Origin of the sequence: Microbacterium hominis NBRC 15708 (assembly GCF_001592125.1) — a bacterium.
Lineage (GTDB): Bacteria > Actinomycetota > Actinomycetes > Actinomycetales > Microbacteriaceae > Microbacterium > Microbacterium hominis.
Map to the genome: position 1 here is coordinate 1 of NZ_BCWI01000029.1, position 11253 is coordinate 11253.

The 11253-nt window shown below is 72.6% G+C and carries 11 protein-coding genes; 2 read left to right on the plus strand and 9 right to left on the minus strand.

Annotation, left to right across the window (positions count from 1 at the left end; translation table 11 throughout):
* Positions 1-400: 400 nt before the first annotated feature.
* From MHO01S_RS15665 to MHO01S_RS15705, 9 genes are all read right to left on the minus strand, one after another.
* Complete coding sequence (locus MHO01S_RS15665; protein WP_082808102.1) at positions 401-3379, minus strand: HtaA domain-containing protein; 2979 nt, start codon at positions 3377-3379, stop codon at positions 401-403.
* A 93-nt stretch (positions 3380-3472) separates the two neighbouring features.
* Positions 3473-4270 (minus strand): heme ABC transporter ATP-binding protein, encoded by a 798-nt coding sequence (locus MHO01S_RS16820; protein ID WP_060959100.1) that lies wholly within the window; start codon positions 4268-4270, stop codon positions 3473-3475.
* Entirely contained in the window at positions 4267-5319 is a 1053-nt protein-coding gene (locus MHO01S_RS16825; RefSeq protein ID WP_061782574.1) for a FecCD family ABC transporter permease, read from the minus strand. The genes MHO01S_RS16820 and MHO01S_RS16825 overlap by 4 nt, the downstream gene beginning before the upstream one ends.
* Before the next feature lie 53 nt (positions 5320-5372).
* Positions 5373-6512: a heme/hemin ABC transporter substrate-binding protein gene (locus MHO01S_RS15680; protein ID WP_307132433.1), complete on the minus strand. Its 1140-nt coding sequence runs from the start codon at positions 6510-6512 to the stop codon at positions 5373-5375.
* On the minus strand, positions 6509-7357 hold the full coding sequence (locus MHO01S_RS15685) for an HtaA domain-containing protein (RefSeq protein WP_060959099.1): 849 nt from the start codon (positions 7355-7357) through the stop codon (positions 6509-6511). The genes MHO01S_RS15680 and MHO01S_RS15685 overlap by 4 nt, the downstream gene beginning before the upstream one ends.
* A gap of 101 nt (positions 7358-7458) precedes the next feature.
* Positions 7459-8217, minus strand: coding sequence for an ABC transporter permease (locus tag MHO01S_RS15690; RefSeq protein WP_082734107.1), 759 nt, complete (start codon positions 8215-8217; stop codon positions 7459-7461).
* A complete protein-coding gene (locus tag MHO01S_RS15695; protein ID WP_060959098.1) occupies positions 8214-9053 on the minus strand; it encodes an ABC transporter ATP-binding protein in 840 nt (279 codons plus the stop codon). The genes MHO01S_RS15690 and MHO01S_RS15695 overlap by 4 nt, the downstream gene beginning before the upstream one ends.
* Complete coding sequence (locus MHO01S_RS15700; RefSeq protein ID WP_060959097.1) at positions 9050-9409, minus strand: DUF1048 domain-containing protein; 360 nt, start codon at positions 9407-9409, stop codon at positions 9050-9052. Before MHO01S_RS15700 ends, MHO01S_RS15695 begins: the two co-directional genes overlap by 4 nt.
* A 1-nt stretch (position 9410) precedes the next feature.
* The gene (locus MHO01S_RS15705; protein WP_060959096.1) at positions 9411-9752 is read right to left on the minus strand and encodes a PadR family transcriptional regulator; all 342 of its coding nucleotides are present in this window, start codon (positions 9750-9752) and stop codon (positions 9411-9413) included.
* Positions 9753-9885: 133 nt separating this feature from the next.
* Between MHO01S_RS15705 and MHO01S_RS15710 the strand changes: the two genes are divergently transcribed.
* Positions 9886-10833, plus strand: a complete 948-nt coding sequence (locus tag MHO01S_RS15710) for an aldo/keto reductase (RefSeq protein ID WP_060959095.1) — start codon at positions 9886-9888, stop codon at positions 10831-10833.
* Positions 10830-11216, plus strand: a complete 387-nt coding sequence (locus MHO01S_RS15715) for a MerR family transcriptional regulator (RefSeq protein WP_060959094.1) — start codon at positions 10830-10832, stop codon at positions 11214-11216. Before MHO01S_RS15710 ends, MHO01S_RS15715 begins: the two co-directional genes overlap by 4 nt.
* Positions 11217-11253: the final 37 nt, after the last annotated feature.

Sequence of the window (11253 nt, forward strand, 5' to 3'; positions counted from 1 at the left end):
GGGCCGAACTGCAAGGGATGCCGGGCGACACGCCGCAGCATCCCCCTGCGGAGACCGCGTGTCGGACACCGCGCCTTGCAGTTCGGGGCATACGCGCGCGGGCGTTTCGACTCGGCGCTGCGCGCCTCGCTCAACGACCGGAGTGCGGCATGCCTGTGCCCCCCGCCTGTGCCCGCGGGCCGAAATGCAAGGGATGCGGGGCGACACGCCGCCGCATCCCCCTGCGGAGACGGCGCGTCGGACACCGCGCCTTGCAGTTGAGGCGGCGGGCGCGGGGCGTTTCGACTCGGCGCTGCGCGCCTCGCTCAACGACCGGGGGCGCCGCGCAAGACCGCCAGCGCCGCGCCGAAGCGCCGCAGCGCCCCGCCGAAGCCAGGCGGGGCGCTGCGGGGTCGAGGGCTCAGACCGTGCGGTCGGCCATCGTCCTGCGGCGGATCGCCACCAGGCCCGCACCGAGCAGGAGCATTCCGAGCCCCACCCAGACGGTTCCGCCCGGCATCGTTCCGCCCGTGGCCGCGAGGGCTCCCGACGTCGCCGTGTCGCACGGCACCTCCGCGCCCAGCGGGAAGGAGAACGACACCGGATCGAGGCTCTCTCCCGCCGCGTAGAAGCCGCCGAAGGCCTCCGCACCGGCCGCCGTCAGGGTGGCCGCGGCATCCGTCCACGCGATCGCGCCGCCGCGGGTCGTCGCCGCCGGGAGCGTCAGGTTCGCGAGCACGACGCGGCCGTCGACCGACGGGCTGCCGCCGTATCCCTTCGACTGCACGTAGGTGCTGAGGGTCGCAGTGCGCGCGCCGGTGACCTGGATCACGGGGTTGGAGATCGTCAGGTCGAGCAGGCCCCCGTGTCCGGTGAAGCTCGCCGCTCCGCCGAAGGACACCCGGCCGATGCCCTCCTCGGTGTTGAACGCCCCCGATCCGCTGCGCCACGCGATCGACGCGGAGCCCTTCGCGATCGGGCCGTTCACGTACGACACGAAGCTCTGCTTCACACCCCACGTGAGGGAGGCCCCGTCGACCGCCCGCGCCGTGCAGACCGCGACCGGTGCGGTGACCGCCTCGGGCGCGGGGGATGCCGATGCGGCCTCGACCGTGATCGGCTGCTCCACGGTGATGTCGCCCGCACGGACGACGACCGTGTGCGCGCCCGCGGGCAGGGTCGCCGGGATGACGCCGGTGACCGAGAAGAGGCCGCCGTCGCCGACGGTCGTGGTGCCCAGGGTGACCACGTCGGAGTGCACCTCGACGGTGACGGCGACCCCCGCGGGGAAGCCGCTGCCGCGCACCGTGAGCGATCCGCCCTGGACGACGCTGGGTGCGCTCAGGAACACGGTGGGCGTCGTGGTGGTCGGCGTCGCCACCGTGACCGCCGTGAAGGTGTCGAGGCTGCGGTCCGTCAGCGACAGCCCGTGCGCCGCGGACGTCGCGACCTGGTAGCTCGTGCCCGGCTCGAGGGTGCCGGCCGGGATCGTCAGCGTCGTGGTGAACGCGCCGTCGAGGATCGTCGGGACCCAGGCCTGCGCGATCCACCCGCCGGCGGGGAGCGCGGACTGCCCCGACCACAGCGAACTCTCGCCGAACAGCACGTACACGCCGTTCGCCGCGCCGGGTCCGGTGAAGCCGGTGCCCGAGACGGTCAGGACGTTCTCGACGGCGGGGTCCAGTTCGGATGCCGGGGTCACGGTGACCTTCGGGCCATCGGCCGGGGGCACCTCGGCCGCGAACGAGATCGGCGTGGCGGTCTCGAACGGCGCGTACGTCGCACCGCCGGCCGCGTAGGTGTACACGCCCCACGTGCCGTTCGCGAGCGCGCCGTCGGCCTTCGAGACGTGCAGCGTGGTCGAGAAGCTGCCGTCGGCGGCGATCTCGATCGCACCTGCGGCGGCGCCCCCGACCTTCGAAACGTCGGCGGCGAGCAGGCCCCACTTCGTGTCGAAGCCCTTGCGCGCGGAGGAGGTCGCGCCGGTGCTCGGTCGCCAGTCGGCGGCGAAGGAGCCGAACACGACGTAGGCCCCGGTGAACGAGCCCTGCAGCGGCGGCCGGGTGCCGTCAGTGTCGGGCGAATGGGGGAGGAAGCCGGTGCCGGTGACCGTCACCGTCTCGCCGCTCGGGTCGAGATCCGCCGTCTTCGACACGGTGACGGTCGGGGTCGGGGCGGGCTCCGGCACGGAGCCGGCCGCGTCGACGACGGTGAACGTCGAGAAGGGCGCGTAGACCGCGCCGCCGGCGGCCCACGTGCGCACGCCGAAGCGGGCACCGTCGGGCGCCGTCGCGCTGCGCACGACGCTCAGCGTCGTGGCGAAGGTGCCGTCCGCCGCGATGGCGACGGCACCCGCCGCCGCGCCGCCGATCTTGGCGACATCACCCTCCGACACCGCCCACCGGGTGTACTCGGTGCTGCGGCCGGCCGAGGTCCAGGCGTCGCCGGCGGAGAAGCCGAAGCCCACGTACGCGCCGCCGAAGGCGCCCGCGAGAGGCGGACGCGTTCCGTCGGTCGCCGGCGCGTCCGGCACGAAACCACGGCCCTTCACGACGACGGTGTCGCCGTCGTACAGCGCCTGACCCGTGTACGCGGTGACGCCGTCGGCGAGGAACACCGAGACGGCGGGCGTCGGCTTCTCGGGCTCGACGACCGCGGTGATGTCGTAGGCGACGGCATCCGACGTCGAGCCGCTGGTGGCGGCATCGGCCGGGGTGAACACGGCCGTCAGCGAGTGCCCGCCGACGCTCAGCGCCGAGGTGCTCACCTGCGCCGAGCCGGCCGCGACGGCGACGGAGCCCAGCGACACGGAGCCGTCGAAGAACTCCACGGCGCCGGATGCCGCGGGCGTGACGGTTGCGGTCAGTGCCACGCTCGTGCCCGACACGGCGGACCCGCTCGGCGACACGGTGAGGGTCGTCGTGGTCGCGGTGGGCGGGAACAGCGCCTCCCAGTCGATGGTGACCGCGGTGCGCGCGAGCAGGTTCGACGCCGACGGGAACGAGCGCGACGGCCACGCGATCACGTCGTACGCCGTCGCGCGATCCAGCTTCGCGGCGGTCTGCGTGAGGGTTCCGGCCACGTTTCCGCCCGCATCCACGACGGCATCCGTGTTCGGAGTGCTGGCCTGGTCGACGTCGTAGCCGTCGCGCGTCACCAGCGCGAGGTAGACGTGCGGTGCCGTCTGACCCGGCAGCGCCTGCACGTTCTGGAACCCGGTGCCCGCGACCGCGATGTCGATGCCGACGCCGGGGGTGACGCCGACGGTCGCCGTCAGCGCGGGATCGGATGCGGCCTGCGCGGGCGCGGCGACGCCGACGAGCGCACCGGCGGCGACGAGCACGGCGGCCAGCCCGCTCGCGAGGGCGCGTCTCAGCGACGGCCTCCTTGTTCTGTGCACGGGAGAACCTCCAGGAGTGTGGCGAAAGGAAGCGGATGACGTAGGGCAAACGTCCAGCTTGGAGTTAGCTTAGCCTATCCTTATTCATTCCATTCACCGGTATGAACCGCGCCGGGGGAGGATGATCGGCCGGCCCGTGTCGGGGTCGGCCAGCACGCGCACGGGGATGCCGTAGACCTCGGCGATCCGCTCCTCCACCAAGACCTCCGCGGGCTCGCCGTGCGCAACGAGTCGGCCGCGATCGATGACCGCGATCTCGTCGGCGTAGGCGCCGGCGAGCGACAGGTCGTGGAGCACCACGACCACCGCGCGCCCCTCCGCCGCCAGCTCCCGGGCGATCCGCAGCACGTCCTCCTGGTGGCGGAGGTCGAGGGCGGCCGTGGGCTCGTCGAGCAGCACGATGGGCGTGTCCTGCGCCAGCACGCGGGCCAGCGACACCCGCGCCTTCTCGCCGCCCGACAACGACGGGAACTCCCGCTCGCGCAGGTGGGACACGTCCGCCCGCCTCAGCGCCTCGGCGATGAGGCGATCGTCGTCGTCGGCCCGCGCCGTGTTGATCCAGGGCGCTCGACCCATCTCCACGACGTCGGCCGCCGTGAACGAGAACGCGACCCGATGCGACTGCAGGAGGACCGACCGGGCGCGTGCGAGCTCCCGCGCGCGCCACTGGGCGAGCGGACGCCCGTCGAGCTCCACCGTGCCGGCGGAGGGCGCCGCATCCCCGGTCAGCACGCTCAGGAGAGTCGACTTCCCCGCACCGTTGGGACCGACGAGGGCCAGAACCCGCCCGTACGCGATGTCGAGGGTGACGCCCGCGAGGATCTCGGCGCCTCCCCCGGGCGAGCCGACCCGGTAGGACACGTCGCGGAGCGCATAGGCGAGCCCGCTCACGCCCAGCCTCCGGCACGGCGACGGGTGCGGCGGATGAGCACGTAGAAGAACGGTCCGCCGACCAGTGAGGTCAGCACGCCGATGGGAAGGTCCGCCGACGGGATCACCGTGCGGGCGAGGAGGTCGGCAGAGACGAGCACGACCGCCCCGCCGAGCAGCGAGGCGGGAAGCAGCGTGCGGTTCGAGGGGCCCAGCAGCATCCGCATCACGTGCGGCACCACCAGCCCCACGAACGCGATGATGCCCACGAAGGCCACGGCGACGCCCGTGAGCAGGGCGACCAGCACGATCGCGATCACGCGCAGCCGTTCGACCCGCACCCCCAGGTGCGCCGCCGTGCGGTCGCCGAGGGCCAGCAGGTCGAGCCGGCGCGCGAGACCGACCGTGGCGGATGCCGCGGCCAGCCCGACCAGGGCGACGAGCCCCACCTCGGTCCACCGGGAGCCGTTCATCGAGCCCAGCTGCCAGAACACGATCTGCTCGCGAGACGCCGTGTCGCCCGCGAACATCAGCACGGCGAGCGCGGCTCCCGTGAAGGCGTTGACCGCGATGCCGGTGAGGATCAGCGTGACCGATTCGGTGCGGCCCTGCGACCGGGCCGTCGCGTACACGACGAGGGTCGCCGCCAGCCCTCCGACGAAGGCGAACACGGCAGTCGTCCAGCCGCCGAGGGAGGTGAGGCCGAGGGTGATCGCGGCGGCGGCCCCGACGGCGGCGCCGGACGACACCCCGACGACACCGGGCTCGGCCAGGGGGTTGGCGAAGATGGCCTGCATGACGGCGCCGGCGAGCGCCAGCAACGCCCCCACCAGCACCGACATGACCACGCGGGGGAAGCGGATCTGCCACAGCGTCTGCTCGATCAACGGCGCCGACGGCGCCCAGGCGTTCGGGATGCCGAGGGAGCGCAGCAGGGAGCCGACGACCTCGGCCGGGCCGATCGGCAACTGACCGATGCCCGCCGAGAGGATGACCCCGACCAGGAGCAGGGCCGCCGTCACCGCGAAGACGGCGGCCGCACGGCCCCGACGGCGCGGACGCGGCGGCACCCGCGTCGCCGCGCCGCGCGACGGACCCGGCGAGGGGGCGGGGGCGACGGAGGTCACGGGCCCTGCTCCGCCGGCACGGCCGGCGACGCGGCATCCGACGCGCCGTCGGGCGCATAGACCGCCCGCGCGAGCGCATCCAGCACCTCCGCCGACCGCGGGCCGAACGAGAGGATCTGCCCGTCCGCCATGTCGACGAAGCGTCGGTGCTGACCCGCGGAGGTGAGCGCGATCGCGGGCTTCTCGGCGAGCAGCCCGTCGATGCCGCCGACCGACGCGATGCCGGCGGTCATGACGAGGATCAGGTCGGGGTCGGCGGCGACCATCGCCTCGTCGGTCATCGGCTGCATGCCGCGCCAGCCCAGCTGACCGGCGACGTCGATGCCGCCGAGGGCGCCGATGAGGTCGTCGGCGCCGGACTCGCTGCCGAACAGGTAGTAGATGCCCGACGTCCCGCGCAGATAGAGGAAGACCATGCGCAGCCGGTCGGACTCGGCGGCGGGCGCGATCCGGGAGATCTGCGCGGTGACGGTCTGCAGCTCGCCCTCGATGCGGCCGACCAGCAGGTCTCCGGCGTCGGCGGCACCGAAGATCGCGGCGACGGCGCGCGCCTGCGCGGCGGCGCCCGCGAACGAGGACGAGCGCTCGACGAACACCACCGTGATGCCGACGTCGCGCAGCTGCTGGACGACGTCGGCCGGACCGATGCTCCCGTCCGTGATGACGAGCGTCGGCGCGAGCCCGATGATCGCCTCGGCGTTGACGGAGTGGCCGCCGGAGGTGATCACGGGCAGGTCGCTCACGCCCGCGAAGGTGGTCGAGATGTCGCGGCCGACCAGCCGGTCGGCGAAGCCGAGCCCCGCGACGGTCGCCGCGAGGGAACCGGAGAGGTCCATGGCGATGACACGCGAGGCGTCGGTGACGGTGACCTCCACATCGCCCGACAGGTCGTGGGAGGTCACGGTGACCGGCAGCTGCGACGACGGCGCGGCGAGGACGGGCTCGATCGCGGCGTCGTCGAGCGTCGCGGTCGAGGGGCCGACGTACGCCTTGGGGTCGGCGAGCGGGCTGACCTCCGACAACGCGACGCGCGGAGCGGATGCCGTGGGCTCGGCGGGCGCCGCCGCGGCGGAGCAGCCGGCCAGGAGCACGACGACGAGGCTCAGCGCCGTCGCCGCGACGCGGCGGAGGATCACGAGCCCTCCCCTTCCGCGCCGGCGCGGTTCCGGCGCCGGCGGACGAGGAGCAGCGCGGCCGCCGCGACCGCGACGACGGCGGCGGCCGCCCCGGCGATCGCCCCGACCGGCGCCGAGGACTCAGGGCTCGCGGCGAGTGCGGCGTCGTCCGTCCCGGATTCCGCGGGGGCGGCGAGCGCGACCCCGGCGGTCGGGGTGGATGCCGGGCACTGCGCCGTGACCGAGAACGTGAGCGGGTCGAACGCCGTTCCGGCCGGATAGCTGCCGAAGGCGGCGAAGCCCTCCTCCGTCACGGCTGTCGCGGCATCCGTCGCGGAGAACGTGACGACGTCGCCGGCGCGCACGTACTCGATGGCGGCCGCGTCGACCGTGACGAACGGCGTCTGGGTGACCGTGTCGACGGTGCCGTCGCCGGCCATCGCGTTCTCCATCGAGACGCCCGCGACGTCGAGGAGCAGTCGGGCCCCACCCGCCGACAGCGCGAGCGTGGGGTGGGCGACGGTCGTGTCGAGCAGCCCGTCGTGCCCCGTGAACCGGATGCCGCCGGGGAAGGAGACCGCGCCGACGGTGCCGTCCGGGGCGACGGTGCCGGTGCCGGCGGACCAGTGGAAGGCCGGCGTGGTGTACGTCGCGCCATCGACCGTCTCCCACCCACCGCGGGCGATCGAGCCGGAGATGTAGGAGCGGAACGACTCCTTGAACCCCCAGGTCAGCGACGCGGCCGTCACCGTGCAGTCGGCGGGATCGGTCTCTCCCGTCGCAGCGGCGGGGGCGGCGGGAGAGACCGCCGCGACGATCGCGAGCAGGGCGATCGCGACGGAACGCGCAGACGGGGCAGGGCGCACGGGAGCTCCTGACGGGACGACGGCCGGAGCCGACTTCGGATAAGGATTGCCTTACCTAAAGTACACGGCCGGGTGGGCCTCCCGCGCGACGGCGCCTCGCGTCAGGTCGTCCGGCGGCGGTAGATCGCCGAGGCGGCGACGAAGGCCGCGACGAGGATGCCGAGCACCCAGCCCAGGGCCACCCAGATCTGACCCGAGACCGGCGCGCCCGCGAACAGGGCACGGATCGTCTCGACGATCGGCGTCACCGGTTGGTTCTCCGCGAACCAGGCGACCGGAGCCGGCATGGAGTCGGTGGGCACGAAGGCGGAGCTGAGGAACGGGAGGAAGATCAGCGGATAGCTGAAGGCGCTCGCGCCATCCACGGTCTTGGCCGTCAACCCCGCGATCACCGCCACCCAGGTAAGCGCCGTCGTGAACAGCAGCAGGATGCCGATCACCGCGAGCCAGCCGAGCACGCCGGCCCCCGTGCGAAAGCCCATGGCCAGCGCGACGGCGACCACGATGACCAGCGAGGCGGTGTTCGCCGCCAACGACGTGAGCACGTGCGCCCACAGCACACTCGACCGGGCGATCGGCATGGACTGGAACCGCTCGAGGATGCCGCCCTGCAGATCGAGGAAGAGACGGTACGCGGTGTACGCGATGCCCGAGGCGATCGTGATGAGCAGGATGCCGGGGAGCATGTAGTCGATGTACGGACCCGACCCGGTGTCGATGGCCCCGCCGAACACGTAGACGAACAGCAGCAGGAGTGCGACGGGCGTCACGGCCGTCGTGATGATCGTGTCGGGGCTGCGCAGGATGTGGCGCAGCGAGCGCCCGGTGAGGATGCGGGTGTCCAGGAGTGCGGTGCTCATGATGCGCGCCTCTCGGTGTCGGTGTCGGTGCGGGGCTCGGTGTCGGTGTCGGTCTCGGGATCGGCCGCGCCGGTGAGGGCGAGGAAGATCTCCTCGAGCGTGGGCTGCTTCTCGACGTACTCCACCGTCGCCGGGGGCAGCAGGCGCTTCAGCTCCGCGAGCGTGCCCTCGACCAGGATGCGGCCGCGATGCAGGATGGCGATGCGGTCGGCCAGCTGCTCGGCCTCGTCGAGATACTGGGTCGTCAGCAGCACGGTCGTCCCGCCGTCGGCGAGCGCACGGACGGTGCTCCACACCTCCGCGCGCGCCTGGGGGTCGAGGCCCGTCGTCGGCTCGTCGAGGAAGACGACGGACGGATCTCCGACGAGGCTCATCGCGATGTCGAGTCGACGCCGCATGCCGCCGGAGTACGTGCCGGCCGGGCGCGACGCGGCATCCGTCAGCGAGAACCGCGCGAGCAGAGCGTCGACGACGTCGACCGGTGCAGCCACGTGCCGCAGCCGGGCGACGAGCAGGAGGTTCTCCCGCCCCGTCAGCACCTCGTCGACGGCGGCGAACTGGCCGGTCAGGCTGATGGCGCGCCGCGCGGCATCCCCGTCGGTGACCACATCGTGCCCGTCGACCGTCGCGAGCCCGCGATCGGGTCGCAGCAGCGTCGCCAGGATCCGCACGAGGGTCGTCTTGCCGGCCCCGTTCGAGCCCAGCAGGGCCACGATGATGCCCCGCGGCACCTCGAGGTCGACGCCGCGGAGCACCTCCAGGTCTCCGAACGACTTCTCGATGCCGGCGACCCGGATCGCGGGCGCGGCGGCGGCCGGCGTGGTGGCGGCGTTCATGAGCGTTCCCGTTCGGCCCGCTCGATCGCCTCGATCAGCCGCGCGCGCTCCTTGTCGATCCACTGCCGGCCCGAGTACGCGCGGACGAAGTCCTCGCCGAACTCGACGGGATCCGCGCCGACGATGTCGCGCAGCGGGGTGGCGTCGGCCGCGGCGCGCTCCCAGAGGTCGACGAAGTCCGCGAACAGGGTCACGAGCGTGTCGCCGTCGAGGAATCCCGCGGAGTACATGAAGTACCGCTGATAGGCCTTCGCCGCGTCGCGGTACGGCGCGGGCAAGGCATCCATCCGTGCGACGGCGTTCTTGTACTGCTTCTTCTGCTCGAGCGATCCGGTGAGCTTCTCGATCCACGACATCTCAGTTCTCCTTCTGGTCGTCTTCGGCGTGGAGCTGATCGAGTCGGTCGGCGAGGAAGCTCCACGTTCCCCAGAACTCTTCGAGCTGGTCCGCCCCCTGCGCGTTCAGCGTGTAGACCTTGCGGGGTGGACCCTTCTCCGACGGCACCTTCTCGACGTCGACGAGACCGCGTTGCTCGATGCGCACGAGGAGCGCGTACACCGTCCCCTCGGCGATCTCCGCGAACCCCTGCTCGCGCAGCCAGGCGGTGATCTCGTAGCCGTACGCCGGACGGCGGCCGAGAATCGCCAGCACGATGCCCTCGAGCACGCCCTTGAGCATCTCGGTGGATTGGCGTCCCATGGATCCTCCTCAGTCGGTACTCATCAACAACGAGTACCGGTACATAGTAAGCATGAGTACCGGTACTCCGCAAGACTGAGTACCGATCCCGGTTTTGACCTGGAGCGCGCTCCAGGTGGTGGGCTGTGAGGCCATGGACACCACTCATCGCAAGGAACTGGCTCTGGGCACGATCTGGTTCGGCACGCGACAGGATGCCGAATGCTCGTATGCGCTGCTCGATCACTACGTGGCACGCGGCGGGCGCTGGCTCGACACCGCCGACAACTACGCGTTCTGGGAGTCGCCGAGCGGCACAGGCGGCGCGAGCGAGACCGTCATCGGCGACTGGCTCCGCCGGCATCCGGGCATACGCGACGAGGTGGCGATCTCGACCAAGATCGGCGCGAACCCGACGGTGCCCGGCACGTGGGCAGCCCCGATGGAGGGTCTCGGCCCGCGCGCCGTCGAGGAGGCGGTCGCGCCGTCGATGGCCCGTCTCGGCGTGGACGTCATCGACCTGCTCTGGGCGCACATCGAAGACCGCGCGGTTCCCCTCGAGGAGCAGGTCGAGGCGCTCGGGTCGCTCGTCGCCGACGGCCGCGTGCGTCGACTCGGCGCGTCGAACCACGCGACCTGGCGCGTCGAACGCGCGCGCTCCCTCGCCCGCACGCGCGGACTGGCCTCCTACGATGCCCTCCAACTGCGGCACAGCTACCTCCAGCCGATGCCGTTCGCACCGCTGCCGCCGGGCCACGTGGTCGCGACCCCCGAGTCCCTCGACTACGTCGCCTCCGAGGGACTCGGCATGTGGGCCTACACGACGCTCCTGTCGGGGGCGTACGCGCGCACCGACCGGCTGCCGCACGCCTACCGGCATCCCGACACCGACCGGCGCCTGGCCGCGCTGGACCGCGTCGCCCGGCGCCTGGACGCCACGCGCAGCCAGGTGGTGCTCGCGTGGCTGATCGGCGGCACGCCGGCCGTCACGCCCGTCGTCGGCGTGTCCGACATCGCACAGTTGGATGAGGCGATGGACGCGCTCGCACTGCAGCTGGATGCCGAGGCGCGCGCCGTGCTCGACGGAAGGGATGCGCAATGACCACGATGCTCACGATGGGCGAGGCCGTCGCGGCGAGCGGCCTCTCGGCCGACACCCTCCGCTACTACGAGGACGAGGGGATCATCGGCCCGCTCACGCGCGATCGCCGCAACCATCGGGTGTTCAGCGACAACGATCTCGCCTGGATCGGGGTCGTCACGTGCATGAAGGATGCCGGGCTCGGCATCGACGATCTGCGCACGTTCGCCGATCTCCTCCACGGCCCCCACGCCTCGGTCGACCCGGTGGCCTTCCTCGAGGAGCGCCGCGGGGCCCTCGAGGAGCGCCGTCGCGTGCTCTCCCGCGCGATCGCGGTCATGGACGACAAGATCGCGCACTTCCGCGGGTCTCGCGATCGAGCGGGCTCTCCCGACGCCGGCTGAGCCGGGCGCGCGTTTCGACTCGGCGCTGCGCGCCTCG

What these genes read in the sequence shown, in the direction of transcription:
- MHO01S_RS15705 (WP_060959096.1), bottom strand. Translation starts at nt 9,752, where the DNA reads ATGGGACGCCAATCCACCGAGATGCTCAAGGGCGTGCTCGAGGGCATC.
- MHO01S_RS15715 (WP_060959094.1), top strand. Translation starts at nt 10,830, where the DNA reads ATGACCACGATGCTCACGATGGGCGAGGCCGTCGCGGCGAGCGGCCTC.
- MHO01S_RS15700 (WP_060959097.1), bottom strand. Translation starts at nt 9,409, where the DNA reads ATGTCGTGGATCGAGAAGCTCACCGGATCGCTCGAGCAGAAGAAGCAG.
- MHO01S_RS15710 (WP_060959095.1), top strand. Translation starts at nt 9,886, where the DNA reads ATGGACACCACTCATCGCAAGGAACTGGCTCTGGGCACGATCTGGTTC.
- MHO01S_RS15690 (WP_082734107.1), bottom strand. Translation starts at nt 8,217, where the DNA reads ATGAGCACCGCACTCCTGGACACCCGCATCCTCACCGGGCGCTCGCTG.
- MHO01S_RS15695 (WP_060959098.1), bottom strand. Translation starts at nt 9,053, where the DNA reads ATGAACGCCGCCACCACGCCGGCCGCCGCCGCGCCCGCGATCCGGGTC.